At 38.1% G+C, this 18,416-nt stretch carries 17 protein-coding genes and 1 tRNA gene; 5 read left to right on the plus strand and 13 right to left on the minus strand.

The window, feature by feature from the left end; all coding sequences use genetic code 11:
• Positions 1-42: 42 nt before the first annotated feature.
• The 3 genes from MHI40_RS14185 to MHI40_RS14195 all read right to left on the minus strand — a co-directional run bounded on the left by MHI40_RS14185 (position 43) and on the right by MHI40_RS14195 (position 2,618).
• Positions 43-789, minus strand: coding sequence for an alpha/beta hydrolase (locus MHI40_RS14185; protein WP_340763182.1), 747 nt, complete (start codon positions 787-789; stop codon positions 43-45).
• A gap of 223 nt (positions 790-1,012) precedes the next feature.
• Positions 1,013-1,240 (minus strand): preprotein translocase subunit SecG, encoded by a 228-nt coding sequence (secG, locus tag MHI40_RS14190; protein WP_090566811.1) that lies wholly within the window; start codon positions 1,238-1,240, stop codon positions 1,013-1,015.
• A gap of 298 nt (positions 1,241-1,538) precedes the next feature.
• Entirely contained in the window at positions 1,539-2,618 is a 1,080-nt protein-coding gene (locus tag MHI40_RS14195) for a CdaR family transcriptional regulator (RefSeq protein WP_340763185.1), read from the minus strand.
• 130 nt (positions 2,619-2,748) lie between these two features.
• On the opposite strand from MHI40_RS14195, the gene MHI40_RS14200 reads away from it, so the two are divergent.
• Both MHI40_RS14200 and MHI40_RS14205 read left to right on the plus strand, forming a co-directional pair.
• A complete protein-coding gene (locus MHI40_RS14200) occupies positions 2,749-3,879 on the plus strand; it encodes a glycerate kinase (protein WP_340763186.1) in 1,131 nt (376 codons plus the stop codon).
• 15 nt (positions 3,880-3,894) lie between these two features.
• On the plus strand, positions 3,895-5,238 hold the full coding sequence (locus MHI40_RS14205; RefSeq protein WP_340763187.1) for a GntP family permease: 1,344 nt from the start codon (positions 3,895-3,897) through the stop codon (positions 5,236-5,238).
• Positions 5,239-6,104: 866 nt separating this feature from the next.
• Here the strand turns inward: MHI40_RS14205 and eno are convergent.
• From eno to MHI40_RS14240, 7 genes are all read right to left on the minus strand, one after another.
• A complete protein-coding gene (gene eno / locus MHI40_RS14210) occupies positions 6,105-7,400 on the minus strand; it encodes a phosphopyruvate hydratase (RefSeq protein ID WP_093537679.1) in 1,296 nt (431 codons plus the stop codon).
• Between the two features lie 2 nt (positions 7,401-7,402).
• Positions 7,403-8,941 carry a 2,3-bisphosphoglycerate-independent phosphoglycerate mutase gene (gene gpmI, locus MHI40_RS14215; protein ID WP_340763188.1) on the minus strand — a complete coding sequence of 513 codons (1,539 nt, stop codon included), beginning with the start codon at positions 8,939-8,941 and terminating at the stop codon, positions 7,403-7,405.
• Entirely contained in the window at positions 8,934-9,695 is a 762-nt protein-coding gene (gene tpiA / locus MHI40_RS14220; protein ID WP_340763189.1) for a triose-phosphate isomerase, read from the minus strand. The genes gpmI and tpiA overlap by 8 nt, the downstream gene beginning before the upstream one ends.
• Before the next feature lie 15 nt (positions 9,696-9,710).
• The gene (locus MHI40_RS14225) at positions 9,711-10,877 is read right to left on the minus strand and encodes a phosphoglycerate kinase (protein ID WP_445678342.1); all 1,167 of its coding nucleotides are present in this window, start codon (positions 10,875-10,877) and stop codon (positions 9,711-9,713) included.
• A 211-nt stretch (positions 10,878-11,088) separates the two neighbouring features.
• Positions 11,089-12,096 carry a type I glyceraldehyde-3-phosphate dehydrogenase gene (gene gap, locus MHI40_RS14230; protein ID WP_340763192.1) on the minus strand — a complete coding sequence of 336 codons (1,008 nt, stop codon included), beginning with the start codon at positions 12,094-12,096 and terminating at the stop codon, positions 11,089-11,091.
• 12 nt (positions 12,097-12,108) lie between these two features.
• Positions 12,109-13,146 carry a sugar-binding transcriptional regulator gene (locus MHI40_RS14235; protein WP_093537674.1) on the minus strand — a complete coding sequence of 346 codons (1,038 nt, stop codon included), beginning with the start codon at positions 13,144-13,146 and terminating at the stop codon, positions 12,109-12,111.
• Between the two features lie 329 nt (positions 13,147-13,475).
• Positions 13,476-13,709, minus strand: a complete 234-nt coding sequence (locus MHI40_RS14240) for a glutaredoxin family protein (RefSeq protein ID WP_340763193.1) — start codon at positions 13,707-13,709, stop codon at positions 13,476-13,478.
• A gap of 144 nt (positions 13,710-13,853) precedes the next feature.
• Between MHI40_RS14240 and MHI40_RS14245 the strand changes: the two genes are divergently transcribed.
• Positions 13,854-14,378 (plus strand): RNA polymerase sigma factor, encoded by a 525-nt coding sequence (locus MHI40_RS14245; protein WP_340763195.1) that lies wholly within the window; start codon positions 13,854-13,856, stop codon positions 14,376-14,378.
• Positions 14,353-15,513, plus strand: a complete 1,161-nt coding sequence (locus MHI40_RS14250) for a hypothetical protein (RefSeq protein WP_340763197.1) — start codon at positions 14,353-14,355, stop codon at positions 15,511-15,513. Before MHI40_RS14245 ends, MHI40_RS14250 begins: the two co-directional genes overlap by 26 nt.
• Before the next feature lie 63 nt (positions 15,514-15,576).
• Here the strand turns inward: MHI40_RS14250 and MHI40_RS14255 are convergent, their stop codons facing one another.
• Both MHI40_RS14255 and MHI40_RS14260 read right to left on the minus strand, forming a co-directional pair.
• Positions 15,577-16,347, minus strand: coding sequence for a TPM domain-containing protein (locus tag MHI40_RS14255; RefSeq protein WP_340763198.1), 771 nt, complete (start codon positions 16,345-16,347; stop codon positions 15,577-15,579).
• Complete coding sequence (locus tag MHI40_RS14260; RefSeq protein WP_093537669.1) at positions 16,347-16,925, minus strand: LemA family protein; 579 nt, start codon at positions 16,923-16,925, stop codon at positions 16,347-16,349. Before MHI40_RS14260 ends, MHI40_RS14255 begins: the two co-directional genes overlap by 1 nt.
• Positions 16,926-17,221: 296 nt before the next feature.
• Here MHI40_RS14260 and MHI40_RS14265 point away from each other — a divergent pair, with 296 nt between their 5' ends.
• The gene (locus tag MHI40_RS14265) at positions 17,222-18,160 is read left to right on the plus strand and encodes a catalase (RefSeq protein WP_340763199.1); all 939 of its coding nucleotides are present in this window, start codon (positions 17,222-17,224) and stop codon (positions 18,158-18,160) included.
• A 103-nt stretch (positions 18,161-18,263) separates the two neighbouring features.
• Here the strand turns inward: MHI40_RS14265 and MHI40_RS14270 are convergent.
• Positions 18,264-18,335, minus strand: a tRNA-Arg gene (locus MHI40_RS14270).
• Positions 18,336-18,416 lie beyond the last annotated feature (81 nt).

Genomic DNA, 18,416 nt, shown 5'->3' on the forward strand with positions numbered 1-18,416 from the left:
CAAACATCCCTCCTTTTTCAGCGTGTGCACTTTTGGACTGTTTTACACATTCCAATCAAGCGACTCTAAAAAGTTTAATATATCTTCGTGTAATTGTTCCTTTTCCGAGTCAAGTGTAATTACATGTCCTGAATTCTCATACCAATTTAGTTTTTTCTCAAACGATTCTGCCTGTTCATATATATAATCTGCAGAGGTAATATCGATTACCTTATCTTTTTTCCCTTGAGTTACGAGTAACGGAGCATACACATGATCTACATGCTCACGGACATTGTAAACAAACTCTCTTAGCTCAGCCAATGTCTCCATTGGTGTTTGTCGTATAGCCTCTACTTCTTCTTCTATTTGCTGTTCGGATTTTCCTTCATACTTTTTATATTCTTTTGCATATTTTAATACACCTTCAAACATAATATCAGTTGTTCTCATCGTCATTGGGGAGCACATCGTAACAATACCTTTTACAGGTACTGTATACCCTAACTTCAGGGAGAATACTCCTCCAAGAGATAACCCAGCAACAGCAATTTCTTCATAACCTTCTGATTTTAGTCGGTCATATCCTTGCATGACATCCTTCCACCAATCCTGTGGTCCAGTTTCCAGTAACTCTTCTGGTGGAACGCCATGCCCTTTGTAATGAGGAGCTAAGGATGTATACCCATTTTTTTCTAAAAACCGTCCAAGCATACGAACATCTGAAGAATTCCCTGTAAAACCATGAAGTAGCAATACTGCACGTTTTCCAGCTTCAAAGAAAAATGGCTTAGGAGTTGAAATTCGCATATGTAAAACCTCCATCAATATTAAGCTATATACATTATTCGCCAATACTAATTATTTCATTAATTAATGTAATATGCCCGAATAATGCCTTATATTTCATATGTATAAGAAAACGCCTAACCAATCAGAAGTCGGTCAGGCGGTTCGCATCTGTTTTATTATCAAAAAGGCTTAGGTGTATAATACACTCGCCAGAAAAAATCATCCTATCAATAGATTAGGATTAAAATTTAGTTACGGCAATAGTCAATATGAAAAATAGAACTGCAAGTACAATCGTTACTCTATGTAAGACTAAGTCCATACCGCGAGCTTTCTGTTTTCCAAAAAGTTGTTCAGCTCCACCAGAGATGGCTCCTGAGAGACCAGCACTTTTCCCTGATTGTAACAATACAACAACGATCAATGCGATCGCAACGATGACTAGTAAAGTCATTAATAATGCGTGCATTTATTCCACCTCCTGATAAGAACGTTCACAACATATCTAATTTTACCAAAAAACACGAACATTGACAACCTATCGGAAAAATATTTAGTTAAAAAAATCTGACTCCTCTGTGTATTAGCTTGAAATTTGTTTACTCGCACTCGCATAGAATTTACTAACCTTCCTCCATCAGCCTTAAAGCTTGGATTTAATCTAGGTTAAGAAACTCATAAAAAGAGATTGATCAATTGATAGAAGTTATATAAAGGACTTACATAGGGCCGCCCTTCTTGTTGCCCGACTTTACTAAGTGTAATATTCAATCCTTCTTTAACCATAATGCAATTTGCAAGGTAATAGCATCCTGAAGAACGGATGGATTATAACCGGTTATTTCGCATATCTTGTTTAAACGATAGGTCAAGGTATGTCTATGAATCTCTAATGTCTCCGCACATATTGCTAGCTGTTGGTTGCAGTTGAAATACTCTTGTAATGTATGAAGTAGTTTATCATTTAATCCTTTTAACATACGATTCGTAAAGTGCTGTGCTTCAGATGACTCTCTTTTTTTGAATAAAGAATAGAGTTCTACGTCTTCAAAATACGCAATAACGTTTTTCGGGTTGCCGTATTGTAAAGCTACCTTCGCAGTTTCATAGGCGTAGTGAATACTATCCAGTGTCTCTACTACTTGTCCGACCCCTAGTCGAAGAGGTTTATATTTTTTCAACTTAGGACTGAGCATCGTTAATTTCTTTTTCATTTCTTTTTCTTCCATCTCGGAAATAAGGACAAAATGTTCGTGCAGTTGATAGTGTCCTAGTAAAATTGAGTCGTTTTGAAAAAAATATTCAAGGTCTTGCAAAATAGTTTGATAGGACGCTGATTCTGGATTTAGTTCAATTGCCCATGCGTAAAAGGGAGGTTTTAGTGAAAAACCTAACTTTGTCATCCTTTCGAACATAACCTTTTGTATGCCTTGGTTATTCATAAGCTCTAGAAAAATCATCTCTTGCATTTTTCGTTTCCACTCTCGTTCCGATACAATTAGCGCTTGATGCACCATCATTTCTGTTGTGAGTTGTACAAGTGTTGCAATTTCTTCTATTTGTTCAGGATCTCCTGTAATGCCTATAACCCCTACCAAATCATTTTGATAGAATATTGGCAAATTTATTCCCGGCTTTGTCTTTGGATATAAATGTTTGTTCTGTTCCGTAATCCATAAAGGCTTTTTCGTTTGAGCAACTATTAAAGCTCCTTCATGAATACTTTCGATACGCAATAGGTCACCTGAAGCTAAGATCATGCCGTTTGTTTCCATAACGTTAATATTACGTTGAAGTCGCAACATTGTTTGGTCAACAATTTGTTCAGCAAGCTGTTTTGTAATCATAGTAGAACCTCCACGAAGTATAAAAACGCGCTGTTATAATACAGTAAAATTTATACATTAAGTATAACGTATTTCTTTTAAACTATCATTATAATTCTATGTAAGCGCTTTATTAATTGGAGGTATTATAGTGAAAATCGTTGTCAGTCCTGATTCTTTTAAAGGATCACTAACCGCAACAGAGGCTGGGCAAGTAATAGTTAGAAGTATAAAGGAATTCGATTCAACAATTGAAACTGTACTACTACCTGTTGCAGACGGAGGCGAAGGAACTTTAGAGCCGCTTATCTCTGCAACAGAAGGAAAACTAGTTTTCGTGGAGGTAAATGATCCAATAGGTCGTCCTATTCGAGTAGAGTATGGAATTCTTGGAGACGGCGAAACATGCGTCATTGAGATGGCTAAAGCCTCAGGGTTAACTCTTCTATTAGACCATGAAAGAAATCCGCTTATCGCATCTACTTTTGGGACAGGTGAATTAATCCGACATGCATTAGACGAAGGATATCGGAAATTTGTTATTGGTATTGGAGGAAGTGCTACGAATGATGGCGGCACTGGAATGCTGCGTGCTCTAGGGATGAAATTCCTTAATGAAGTTGGAGATGAAATTTCTCATGGTGCCGAGTCACTGCAGTCCCTTCATGAAATTGATGCAACTGAATTCGACTTGCGTATAGCAGATTCTCACTTCGTTATTGCATGCGATGTAGATAATCCTTTCATAGGGCCAAATGGAGCTACAGCTATTTTCGGACCTCAAAAAGGTGTTACACCCGAGCAGGTTGAATCAATCGATAAAAATCTAGCAAATCTAGCAAATAAGATAGAGAGTTTAACAGGAATAGCCCTTCATGATCGTCCAGGGGCAGGGGCAGCAGGCGGACTTGGAGGTGCATTTTTAGCGTTTTTTCCAGTCACATTAAAACCAGGTATTGAAGTTGTCTTGGAAGCTGTTAATTTTCATCAACAAATTGAGCACGCAGACTTTATTATTACAGGAGAAGGAAAATCAGATTTTCAAACCCTTTCTGGAAAAGCGCCAATTGGCATTGCGAGTGTGGCTAAAGCAAAGAATATTCCAGTCATATTAATCTCCGGTCTTATAGCTTCAGATAGTATTTTGGCATTATCTAATCACTTTGATTTATTAGTGAGCGTTACAGATGATTCTGTTTCGCAACAGGAGTCGATTGAAAATGCGGAACATTTTTTAGGGATTAGAACAAAAGAGACTATGTTTAAGTTATTACAAAAATAAAAAGGGGTGTATCATGTGTTACTTTTAGTCATATTAATTGGAGTCATCTTAGTTGTAGTCTTAACGGCGGTGTTCAAGCTTCACCCATTTTTAGCATTATTGATTAGTGCCTTTTTCGTAGGTATTGCTTCAGGGATGCCATTACTAACAGTAGTCGAAAATGTAAATACTGGTTTCGGTGGACTGATGACGAGTATCGGTATTGTCATTGTTGCTGGTACAATTATAGGCGTTATTTTAGAAAAATCCGGTGCTGCTTATCGTATGGCAGAAGTTGTACTTCGAGTTTTAGGGGAAAAGCGTCCACAACTTGCCATGTCAATTATCGGATATATCGTGTCAATTCCTGTATTTTGTGATTCTGGATTTATTATTCTATCGAGTTTGATGAAGTCTTTAGCGAAGCGTTCCAAAGTGAAAGTTGCTTCAATGGCTGTCGCATTATCCACTGGGTTATATGCGACACATACATTAGTTCCACCAACTCCAGGGCCAATAGCAGCAGCTGGAAATATCGGGGCTTCAGACTATCTAGGAACAATCATTTTAGTTGGTCTATTAGTAGCAATTCCTGCAGTTATAGTAGGTTATATTTGGGCGGTAAAAGTAGGGTCAAAAATTGATGTAGAAGCGGATCAGGAAGAGGCACTTGACTATGATGAGATTATCAAATCATTTGGTAAAATGCCATCTACATTCAAATCATTTCTTCCAATCGTTTTACCTATAGCGCTGATCGGTGTTGGTTCAGTCGCGGCTTTAACAGGTAGCGAATCAGGCTTTACACATTTCTTGCAATTCTTAGGCGCACCAACTGTCGCGTTAATATTGGGCGTATTTTCAGCCTTCTTATTGTTACCCGAAATTAGTGAAAAAACATTGTCTGGTTGGATTGGTGATGCGTTAAAAGAAGCAGCTCCAATTCTATTAATCACAGGTGCTGGTGGATCATTCGGTACAGTCATCAAGAATTCTGGTGTTGCCGATATTTTACAAAAGATGGATTTAGGTGCTCTATCAACAGGAGCATTATTCCTATTAGTACCGTTTTTAATAGCAGCGGCACTTAAAACGGCGCAAGGGTCTTCTACAGCGGCACTTGTTATAACATCTTCGCTCATAGCTCCAATGCTGCCTACATTAGGTATTGAAGGAGCGATGCCATTAGCATTAGTGGTTATGGCTATAGGTGCGGGTGCAATGACAGTCAGCCATGTAAATGACAGCTACTTCTGGGTAGTTACACAATTTAGTGGAATGAAAGTAACAGATGCATACAAGGCACAAACAATGGCCACCTTACTTCAAGGTGCTACAACAATTATTGTCACTATGCTCCTTTGGTTGATATTTGTATAAGTAATAAAACACCACTTCTTCCTTTTTATAAGGAATAAGTGGTGTTTCTTATTTATGTATTTAAACGTAGTAAGTCCTCGCGAAACTTTAGGTTTTGATATCCCTGGCTTTTATAGAACGTAGAATTTTACTTTCTATTTAAGAAAAACTGGGGCAAAAAAATGCCCGGTCCTTGTAGGTCAAAACCTGTTTCTATCGTTTCCAAAGGGCTTTGGACAGACGTTTTGCTATATGATTACCGTTTGAATTTTTATAGAGCTGTTCGTGACTGACGTCACGAACAGCTCTTTTTTTCGGTAATCTTATGGCTTTTGACTATCCGTCGTCCTTCTACAACTTTTAGAAACAGGTTAGTTCATTTTTGGATAACTAGATAAAAAATACTATCCTATTCATAGTAAAGAGATGATGACAGTCTAAGTACGCGACATGCAACGACTGCCTGACCCACATCCCGCGGGCCTGAAGATGCAATTTTTTTCGCTATTTCGCTTCTTTATTTAGTGAACAATTTTTATTTCTCTTTCATTCCACTATATAAGAGATAATCCACTTTCTTCTTTCCTAATAAATTGTATCCCTAACCCCGTAGACAGTTTTCTCTCTCTATTAACTTTGACTACTCTTATCATCTAAACGAGAGGCGATGGTCCATCTTCTCGTGGAGTACTACTCACTTAACTGATTGGAGTGAAAGGTGGCGACTCTAGTGGGAAGAGTGAGACAGATGAGATATCACATCGACGCGTAAGCGACGGTGATAGCTCATCGCTCACCCCACAGAAAGCGTCCACCTGAAACGAAAATCAGTAGCATATTTAGCAGTAAAAAAGCAGTTAGCAACTTTCGCTAACTGCTTTGTTTCATTATTTTTTTAAGTTATAGAATGTTTCTCTGCCTAAGTATTGCGCAGTTTCATATAACTGATCTTCAATACGAAGTAATTGGTTGTATTTTGCTACACGGTCTGAACGAGATGGTGCACCAGTTTTGATTTGGCCAGCGTTTGTTGCAACTGCGATATCTGCAATTGTAACATCCTCTGATTCACCAGAACGGTGAGAGATTACTGCTGTATATCCAGCACGTTTAGCCATTTCAATAGCATCAAATGTTTCTGTAAGTGTACCAATTTGGTTTACTTTCACAAGAATAGAGTTACCTACACCTTGTTCAATACCTTGCGCTAATTTTTTCGTGTTTGTTACGAAAAGATCATCGCCAACTAATTGTATTTTTTTACCTAAACGTTCTGTTAATAATTTGTGACCAGCCCAGTCATTTTCATCTAAGCCGTCTTCGATGGAGATGATTGGGTATTTTTCGCAAAGCTCTTCATACCAAGCAACCATTTCTTCTGAAGTTTTTACAACGCCTTCACCAGATAAGTGGTATTTGCCATCTTCTTTGTTAAATAACTCAGAAGCTGCAACGTCCATTGCAAGAAGTACTTCTTCACCTGGTTTATAACCAGCTTTTTCAATTGCCGTCATAATGGTAGAAAGAGCTTCTTCGTTAGATTTTAAGTTAGGTGCAAATCCACCCTCGTCTCCAACTGCTGTGTTTAATCCAGCTTCTTTTAATACTGATTTTAAGCTATGGAAAATTTCAGCACCCATACGTAATGCGTGGCGGAATGATTCTGCGCCTACTGGCATTACCATAAATTCTTGGATATCAACGTTATTATCCGCATGCTCTCCACCATTTACAATATTCATCATCGGCACTGGTAGTTGCTTCGCATTGAATCCACCTAAGTATTGATAAAGTGGAATGTCTAGATAATCTGCAGCTGCATGTGCAACAGCAATTGATACGCCAAGGATAGCGTTTGCGCCTAAGTTCCCTTTATTTTCAGTTCCGTCTAATTCGATCATTGCATGGTCAATTTCTACTTGATCCAATACGGAGAAGTTTTCTTCTAGTTCAGCTGCAATAATGTTGTTCACATTTTCAACTGCTTTTAAAACACCTTTGCCTTGGTATCTTGACTTGTCACCATCACGAAGTTCTACTGCTTCATATTCACCAGTAGATGCACCAGACGGAACGATTGCGCGTCCAAATCCACCGCTTTCTGTAAATACTTCTACTTCTACTGTTGGGTTTCCGCGTGAATCTAATACTTCACGTGCTTGAATTTGTGTAATAATTGGCATTTTTAACTCTCCGTTTCGATTAGTGTTTTACCTGTCATTTCAGGCGGTGTTTCTATCCCTAATAAGTGTAACATGGTTGGAGCCAAATCGGCTAAAATTCCGTCACTTCTTAGTGTTGCATTCTTCTCTGTAACAACCACCGGTACCGGATTGGTTGTATGGGCTGTCATCGGTTGCCCTTCCACCGTTGTTACTTCATCTGAATTACCATGGTCGGCAGTGATAATTGCATGACCGCCTTTAGCTAAAATTGCATCGACCACTTTACCTAAACAATCGTCTACTGCTTCTATAGCTTTAATCGTCGGCTCTAGCATTCCACTATGTCCAACCATATCGGGGTTAGCAAAGTTTAAAATAATCGCATCAAATTTATCATGTGCAATTGCATTCAATAGAGCATCTGTAACTTCATAGGCGCTCATCTCGGGCTGCAAATCATATGTAGCAACCTTTGGCGAGTTGATCAGGATACGTTCTTCACCTGGGAAAGTTGCTTCTCTCCCTCCACTCATGAAGAATGTTACATGCGGATACTTCTCTGTCTCTGCAATACGTAATTGGGTTTTGCCATGCTTCGAAAGAACTTCCCCTACTGTGTTGTAAAGATCTGCTTTTTCGAATACCACATCTGCCACAACATCATCACTATAATGAGTAAATGTAACAAATTTTAAATTCGTTGGATGCTTGTCGCTTAAAGGAATACTATCAAATGATGGTGTGTTAAGAGCCATCGATAATTGAATAGCACGGTCAGGACGGAAGTTAAAGAAAATAACGGCATCGTTCGTATCAATCGTTACAGCAGGCTTTGCATCTTCTTCGATAACGAAAGGAACAACAAATTCATCCACAATATCTTCTTCATAGGATGCTAAAATACCAGCTGTCGCTGATTCTGCTGTTCTTCCTAAACCGTCTACAATAGCTTTATATGCCAGTAAAACTCTTTCCCATCTACGATCGCGATCCATCGCATAGTATCTACCACTAATAGAGGCAAATTTCCCTATGCCGATTTCCTTCATTTTCTCTTCTGTTTCCGTTACATAACCAATGGCTGTACGAGGACCTACATCGCGTCCATCTAAAAAGCCATGGACAAAAACGTCTTCTAATCCTTGTTCTTTAGCTAGCTTCAATAATGCAAATAAATGCGTATAGTGACTATGAACGCCACCATCCGAAAGTAATCCCATTAAGTGTAATTTTCCACCTGTTTGCTTTACATGGTCAATGGCAGCTAAAAGTTTAGGCTCCAAGAAAAATTCCTCTTCACGAATTGACTTGTGAATACGAGTTAGATTTTGGTATACCACTCTCCCAGCACCAATATTTAAATGACCAACTTCCGAGTTACCCATTTGGCCTTCTGGTAAGCCAACTGCTTCTCCAGACGCCGTTAAGGTTGCATTCGGAAAACTTTTCCAATATCGATCAAAATTTGGTTTGTTGGCTTGAGCGACTGCATTGCCAAAGGTTTCATGACGCAAGCCGAAACCATCTAGAATTATTAATGCTACTGGACTTTTAGGCATTTGCACCGGCCTCCAACAGTTTTACAAAAGAATCTACTTGTAAGCTTGCTCCTCCTACAAGTGCACCGTCAATATGCTCTTTAGATAAAAGCTCTACAATATTTTCAGGTTTCACACTACCACCGTACTGAATACGAACACTATTCGCCACTTCTTCACCGTAGCCATCAAGTATCGTTTCACGAATTGCTTGGCAGACATCATTTGCATCGTCAGCAGTAGCTGTTTTCCCAGTACCAATCGCCCAAATAGGTTCATATGCAATAATAGACTGGATTAGTTGTTCCTCTGTTAACCCTTCAATTGCTGCCATTACTTGGTTAGATACGATCGTTTCTGTTTCGTTCTGCTCACGTTGCTCTAAAGTTTCGCCTACACAAATGATTGGTGTCAGGTTATTTTCAAAAGCAGCTTTTGCTTTTTTATTCACCGATTCGTCTGTTTCATTGAAATATTGACGACGTTCCGAGTGACCGAGTACTACATATTCTACTCCTAGGTCTTGTAGCTGATGACCACTAACTTCACCAGTATAAGCGCCCTCTTTTTCCTCGTGCATTGTTTGTGCTCCGACAGAAACGAAAGAACCCTTTGTCGCTTCAACAAGCTGATCTAAAAATAGCGGTGGAGCGCAGATTACTGCATCAACTTTTGTGCCATCCACTTGTTGTTCTTTTAACTGAAGTGCAAATTCCTTTGCCTCCGCAAGTGTTTTATACATCTTCCAATTCCCTGCTATTACTGGTTTACGCATATGACATCTCCTCCATTACTTATCGTTTAAAGCAGAAACTCCCGGTAAATCCTTACCTTCCATAAACTCCAAGGAAGCTCCGCCACCAGTGGAAATATGGTCCATCTTCTCGCCAACATTAAACTTTTCTACAGCTGCTGCTGAATCGCCGCCTCCGATGATTGTATAGCCAGCTGTTTCAGCCATTGCATTTGCTACTGCTTTTGTACCTTCTGCAAATGCATCCATTTCGAATACGCCCATCGGTCCATTCCAAATAATGAGCTTACTATTCTTAATAACATCCGCATATAATTCTCTTGTTTTTGGTCCAATATCTAATCCCATCCAGTCGGAAGGAATTGCATCAATGTCCACTACTTTAGTGTTTGCATCTTTCGAGAATTCATCTGCAACTACTACATCTACCGGCAAATGGAAGGAAACGCCTTTTTCTTTTGCTTTTTCTAGGAAGCCTCTCGCAAGCTCCATTTTATCTTCTTCCAGTAAAGAAGTTCCAATCTCATGGCCTTGTGCTTTCGTAAATGTATACGATAAGCCCCCACCTATTAGGATATTATCTACTTTGTCCAATAAATGATCGATAACGCCAATTTTATCTTTTACTTTTGCCCCACCAATGATGGCAGTAAATGGACGCTCAGGCTCTGCTAAAGCTTTGCCTAATACATCTAACTCTTTTTGCATTAAAAGACCTGACACAGCTGGTAGTAGTTTTGCAATACCTTCCGTTGTAGCATGTGCACGATGAGCAGCACCAAAAGCATCATTGACAAAAATCTCTGCAAGCTTGGCAAAAGATTTAGCTAGCTCTGCATCGTTCTTTTCTTCACCTGCATGGAAACGGACATTTTCTAATAGAACAACATCTCCGTCATTCATTTCTAAAACTGTTTTCTCTACTGATTCGCCGATAGATCCTTCTAATTTGTTCACTGGCTTATCCAAAAGTTTTGCTAAATGTTCTCCAACTTTGGTTAAACGTAAATCTTCCTTCACTTCACCTTTAGGTCGTCCCATATGGCTTGCTAGAATTACTTTCGCACCCTGTTCGATTAAATAATTGATCGTTGGTAATGCTGCACGAATTCTAGTATCATCCGTGATAATCCCATCTTCCATTGGTACGTTGAAGTCTACACGACAAAATACACGTTTTCCTTGTAAAGCTACATCGCTCATTGTTTGTTTTACCTTCATGAGATAAGCCTCCTTCTATGTTATGAAAAGCACAGGCGCTGATAAAAGCACCTCATTCATCTATTATGTTAAAAAAAGGAGCTAGGGGTAATCCCTGGCTCCTTTACCCTCTTTCATTATAGAGGTTATTTTATCGATTCGCCACGTAAAATCACATTCATATTATGTGTATTTCCTTGTCAAAACGAAAATCTTATAGTCCTTTTTTAGCCATAAGTAATGCAAGGTCGATACAACGTGCAGAATATCCTGATTCGTTGTCATACCAAGCTAATACTTTTACTAAGTTATCTCCAAGTACCATTGTAGAAAGACCATCTACTGTAGAGGAAGCTGTATTTCCGTTATAGTCTCTTGAAACTAAAGGAAGCTCGTTATAATCCATAATTCCTTTTAAATCACTTTCAGAAGCTGATTTAAGCGCTGCATTTAACTCTTCTGCTGTAACATTTTTATCTAATTCTGCAACAAAGTCTACGATTGAAACGTTTGGAGTTGGTACACGAACTGCCATACCATCTAATTTCCCTTTCAACTCAGGAAGTACTTTAGCTACTGCTGCTGCTGCTCCTGTTGTTGTAGGAATCATTGATTCTGCTGCTGCACGAGCACGACGGTAATCGCTATGCGGTAAGTCTAAAATACGTTGATCGTTTGTATAAGAATGTATTGTTGTCATCATTCCACGTTTGATACCAAATTGATCTTGTAATACTTTAGCAATTGGTGATAAACAGTTAGTAGTACAAGATGCATTTGAAATAACATGATCAGTAGCTGGATTGTATTGATCAGCATTTACACCCATAACGAATGTAGGCATATCATCTTTAGCTGGTTGTGATAAAATTACTTTTTTAGCTCCAGCTTCAATATGCTTGCTAGCTTTTTCAGTTGTGCTGAAAATACCAGTACACTCAATTACGATATCTACTTGTTCTTCTTTCCAAGGTAGTGCTGAAGGATCTTTTTCTGCGAACACGCGAATGTTTTTGCCATTTACTACAAGGTAATCTCCTTCAGAAGATACGTCTGCATTGAAAATACCGTGAATTGAATCATATTTCAATAAATGAGCAAGCATTGCAGCATCCGTTAAGTCATTGATTGCTACTACTTCTAAGTCTTTTTGTTCCAAAGCTTCTCTGAATACTTTACGTCCGATACGTCCAAAACCATTAATCGCTAATTTTACTGTCATTTTAAATTCCTCCTAGTTGTTTTGTTCCATTATTCTCATCATTTCTTGTGCTGCACCTTCATCGGTTACTAGAACCGTTTGAGCTGGTGCTTGTTTAAAATATGAAAGTAGAGCATTTGCTTTTTTAGTTCCTCCAGCTACTGCTAGAAGATGCTCCATATTTTCTAATTGCTTAAGTTGAACGCCAATCGTGCGAATTCTGTGTACTGCTTCCCCTTGGCTATTAAAGTAATAACCAAAAGCCTCACTCACCGCGCCAATTTCTTCCAAGCGTTGTATTTCCTCTAAACTTGAATTTCTTCGGCGGGCCATCTCAAGTGCATCCCCAATACCATGAATTATGATGTTTGTGCGTTCATATAAATCCACCATTTCTTTTATAAATGGCTCTTTTTTCATCGTAGAGTATGCTTCCTCACTCAAGCTATCTGGCATATATAATGTTCGGTATGAACCATTCATTTTATTTGCAAATAGGGAAGCAATTGTATTGGCTTGGAGCCTAACATCCTTACCAACTCCACCTCTTGCGGCTATAAATAATAGTCGCTTCCACTTGTCCGTTTGATGAACATAATTTGAAATGGAAGCAATCGTTGTACCACCAGTAACAGCAATGATGAACTCATCCGATAGAATACTTTCCAAATATTTAGCTGCTTCTTGAGACTGAAGCAAAGCAGTGTTTGTATTAGTATCTACATTTCCCGGAACAATTATCACTTCTTTTATATTTAAATAACTTGCAAGCGATTTTTCGAGTTGTAATCTACCTGACCATTCTCGAACAACTTCTTTCAGCTCTATCAATAAATCATTTCCGCTAGAAGTTATACTAGCGCCATCTCTTGATATTTCTATGAAGCCTTTATTGCGCAAAAAGTCCAATTCTTTTCTAGTTTCTCGTTCAGACAATCCTAGAATGTCACCGATCACTCTACGACCATAACCAGGAGACAATTGAATCGTTTGAAGTATTTGATATCTTTTTTGTAGCAAGATGCTCATCTCAGGCATTAACTTTAACTGAGCCTGTAATAATGAATCCATTTTTCACATCCCAACCACATGTGACGTTTTTGTCCCACGGTTACTATTTTTGTCCCATGCACTTAAAAAAATTTAATTTCTAAATTAAGCTTACAATACTATATTCCCAATAGCAAGAATTTGAAACCTATTTCTACACAAATTTATCCAGAAATTTTTCCAAACATACTTATAGCTGCTTCAAGTACTTCTACTACTACTTTATATTGCGATTGGGTGTTCATCGGTTGCGATTACGGATTACTATATTGCGATTTAGAAGTTGGTTGTTGCGATTATGCCCTGCTATGTTGCGAATCAGAAGTTGGTTGTTGCGATTGCCTAGAAAATTATCTAAGCAACGCTTCCAATATAGTTGCGTAATCTACTTGTCCATATTGAATTATTTTATCTTCCAACTCGATCACCGGAATCATCAGCATATATTTTTCATGCAGTGTATCATCTTCTTCAATATTCACTTCTTTTATGTCAAAAGCTACGTCTTCTCTTACCAGCTTCAACATAAGCCTAGCATCATCACATAAATGACAGCCTGGTCTTGTGTAAAAATGTACAATCATCTATATCATCCCTTTTAATAATCATTTCATTCATTTTATTATAATCTTTTTAATAAATAAAATCGCTCATAACAGTTTAAAGGGAAAATAAAAACGATACTTTTAAACTCACCGTTCGTCTATAGCTATAAGGGAGGTCAGAGGATGGAAATAGAACAGCTATATAAAGAACACAGCGACAAAGTTTATAGCTATATATACTTTCTTGTTCGACACAAGGAATGTGCGGAAGATCTCACCCAAGAGACATTTTATAAAGCATATAAAGGACTTGGCACCTTTAACAAAGAAGCTGCCACTTCTACTTGGCTACTAAAAATTGCGCGTAATGTTACTTACGACTATTTTCGAAGGAAAAGGGTCGTACAATTTTTCTCCTTCGAGAAAGAACATGATTTAGAAAACAAGGAATTATCGCCCGAATGTAGTTATGAAAAAAAAGAACAGCTTGCTAGAATGTATAACTCCCTGTATACCCTAAAAAAAGACTACCAAGAAGTATTACTCTTACGGAAAATACAAGAGTGTTCCATTCAAGAGACCGCTTATATACTTGGTTGGACAGAAGCTAAAGTAAAGATGAAGATGACACGAGCACTTAAGGCACTGAAAAAGGAGTTTCATCAGGAAGGAGGTCACCCAAATGGATCCATCAAAAGAATTCGATAAGCTGTTGGCAGAAATGAAACATGTAGAGCGGTCAGAAGAAGCAAAAAGAAATACCTGGCTAGCATTAAAAGCAAAAGTGGAAACAAAAAGAAAACGCCCTATTATTCCTGCTTTTATTTCATTGGCTATAATCGCAATCGCTTCTTTTCTAATTTTCACTTATATAAACCCCTCCGAAACAGAGCAATCTTCTCAAGCTATCGATAACGAAAAAATTATACGAGCGGTGTTAGAGAGAGAATATAATGGACCAGATATGGAGCTTGCTCGCTTACAAGACGAGTGGTGGGACCTCCAAAGTGTAACGGAAACGAAGAACCAAGAAGAGTACGACCAACTTCTACAATCAAAGAAATACACAGATTTAATGGATTATTATTCAACTATTTATGGTGAATATTTTACTGAGAACATGTTAAAAAATGTAATTGCGTCGAATTTGATTTTCAAATATAACTATAGTCTTATAGAGAATAGCATCGAAGTGCATTTAGAAAATGTCAAAGTAGTACAGGAAAAAGAGCATCCAAATATCTATCGTCCCATTATCGAAGTCTCCCTAACTAATAACGAAGGTCAGAAAGTTTTCCATACATTGAAAGAAGAATTTATCTTTTCTACATCTGAGCCTGGAAAAATAGAGAGTTATAATGGTGTGAGGGATGGTGGAGGTATCGAACTTCAAGAGAAAATTGAAAACTTCCCTGCATATGTGGAAGATAATCAGGATGTTAGAACACCTCTTATTGATATTTCCTTCGATACGCTTTGCTTTAATACTCGTAAGAATGTCCAAGGTGAGAAAGTAGAATTTGAATCAGGTTGTACTTCGGACAACAATAAGATAAATAATATTATGGAAAACTTTGATGACCTTCCTATAAAAGCGGCAACTGAACAAGAAAGTACGGAGAGGTCGGCAGCTCTTCCTCAAATCGATAATTATCAAATTTACTTAACAAATGCTGCAGATAAAGGAAATACGTTGTATACAATTACCATATTCGATGATGGGGTGCTAATGTTCGCAACAGGTGCTGACTTTGGAAACCTTGGCGATATCACTATAGAATCTCATGTTGAGATGTATGAAAAAGTCAGGCTGATGTTAGAGGAATTCGCTGAAAACGAATAAAAAAACCAACAATTTGTTGGTTTTTTCTAGTTTATACCTTATTTAAGAAACTTGCTTTAATATTTACCACTTACGACCTGCTCCTCCACCACCTGAGCTACCGCCGCCAAAACCTCCAAAGCCACCACCGGAACTTCTACCACTAATACCACGTCTTCTACCAGAACCGGAACTACCTCCGCCTCCAGACATTAAACTAACAATTATATATATGACAACCACCCCTACAATAATTGTTCTAATCATGGATCCACCGCCATCTGTAGAACCTACAAGAGGAGAAGGACCTTTGGGACTTGTTAACTCCCCGTCCCAACCGTATTCAGTAGCTACCTGATTATATAATAGCTGATAAGTCGAAAGAATAGCACCTGGTACATCCCCACTCTCTAAGTAAGGAAAGGTGTAATCATCTAAAATTCTACCAATCTTACCATCCGGTAAAGCTCCCTCTAAACCGTAGCCGACCCCAATGTATACATCACGGCCTTCTACTTTATCAGGATCCATTTCCAAGATAAAAAGTACACCATTATCCTTCTCTTCATCCCCTATACCATAGCCTCGCATTACATCTACAGCATATGTCGCTACATCCTGACCTTCTAAAGACTCTACTGTCATTACAACGATTTGCGAACCAGTAGCATTTTCTAGGTTTTGTCCAAGCCTTTCAATTTCTTGTTCTTGCTCTTCTGTTAGAACGTCATAGAAGTCTTGCACATATAATTCACCTGGTAAAGGCTCTGGATAATTAGATTCTGCAAAAGTTAATAATGGGAAGAGGAATGTAAGGAGAAGTGCAAATGTTATAGCATATGCACTTTTCTTCATCACTCTCCATCTCCTTCAAAATCGACTACGGGCGCTTCTTCCGCTCCCTCAGCTGATTTAAAGTATTCTTTCTCATCGAAGCCAAACATAGACGCTACGATACTTCCAGGCATCCGTTTTACTTTTTTATTGTAATCCGAAACAACTGTATTATAATCTTGTCTTGCTACAGAAAGTCTGTTTTCTGTACCTGAAAGTTCATCCATTAATTGTCTAAAGTTTGCATCAGCCTTTAGTTCTGGGTAATTCTCCACAACAACTAATAATCGGCTCAAAGCACCCGATAATTCATCATTTGCCTCAGCTTGTTCCTCAGGTGAACCCGCTCCTGCCAATCTTGATCGTGCATCTGCGATATTTCCAAGCACTTCTTCTTCATGTGCTGCAAAACCTTTAACGGTACTAACTAAGTTCGGTATTAAATCCATTCTACGTTGCAGTTGGTTTTCAACTTGCGCATACGCATTATTTACGTTTTCTTCTTTGTCTACAAATCCGTTATAACTTCCCATAAATATCCCTGCGATTATCGCAATAATTACAACGACTATAATAATGGGCACTAATAATTTTTTCAACTCGCTCACCTCTTCAATAATTATAGTATTATTGTACCTTTAATTCGAAAATACAAAACCTATTATCGTTTACGGACCAAATATATATAAGTTTCATCTTATCTTTATATAGAAGTAACTAGATTGGATGACTTTTCCGTTTCTCCAGTAAACATATTTTAGATATAAATCAGCTTAGCTAACCATTTCATACTATATTTACATATTTTTAGTACTTCATTGTTTAGGTAATTTATTCAGTGGTAATGATTAATAAATGAAATCTTTCTTTTCATTCAAAAAAACGAGGTGATTGGATGAGTAATTCACTACCGCAAAATGCCGTTAATACATTAGAACAACTTCAAGGTAAATTTCCTGGTTATCGACGTGCCCATGCAAAAGGCGAATTTTATGAAGCCACTTTTATTCCAAACGGAAATGCGATTCCATATACGACGGCACCTCATCTTCAACAGGAACCAGTAGCTGCTACCGTTCGTTTTTCCAATAGTCCGCCAGATCCCTCTGCAGCAGATTTCTTATCTCCAGCTAAAGGAATGGCTATCCATTTCCAACAGCCAGATGGTTCTATTAGTCATCAAGTGTGTACAACAGTTCCAATGTTCGTCACAAAAGACCCTAAAACCTTTATAGATATGCTGAAAATTTTAGGCTCTCATAAAACTGGTATTCACTCCGTAGATTTAGGTTTAGGAGTGGCTAAGCTTCTGACAACCTTTCCAGAGCATAAGAATACATTGCTCACTCTTAAGGAACAGCTAAAGCAACCTCCGATTAGCTATGCGGCTTTAAACTACTACCCTATTCATGCATTCTTTTTAGTTAATGCTGAAGGTAAAAGACAATCTATAAAATACGAATGGCATCCTTTAAAAGATGAAAAATCCCCTTCTATCTTGGAGAACATTCATTTATCGAAGAATTATTTACACGAGGACTTAGAGAAGCGAGTCGAAAAAGGCTCTGTCGGATTTGAGCTCTATATTCGATTAGGGGAAGAAGCAGATCCTACCGATGACCCTACCGATAAATGGCCATCTGATAGGCAAAAGATATTAGTAGGGCGTTTAACAATAAATAAAAAGGTACTACCTACTGAAAGTCTATTGTTTGACCCTACAATAGTGGGAGAAGGTATCGACCTTTCCGAAGATCCGATTCTTCATTTTAGACATGATGCTTATGCAGTTTCCTTTGATAGAAGAAATAAAGAGGACGAAAAAACACCCTAAACAATACAAACCCAAGTATTTTTAAACTAATAAAAACCCTCCGTTTATATAGAAAATAAACGGAGGATTGAAATATCTTATGTATAACTATGTTGAAATAATATGCCCTCGGCGAGGATCGAACTCACATTACAAGCTTCGGAGGCTTGTGTGTTATCCATTACACTACAAGGGCAAGCGACTTATCTATTATACAAATAGAAGGCATATAATTCAAGCAAACATTTCAAAGCTTAACATTTGACCTTCCTTGACC

It is taken from the genome of Psychrobacillus sp. FSL H8-0510 (genome assembly GCF_038008345.1).
GTDB lineage: Bacteria > Bacillota > Bacilli > Bacillales_A > Planococcaceae > Psychrobacillus > Psychrobacillus psychrotolerans.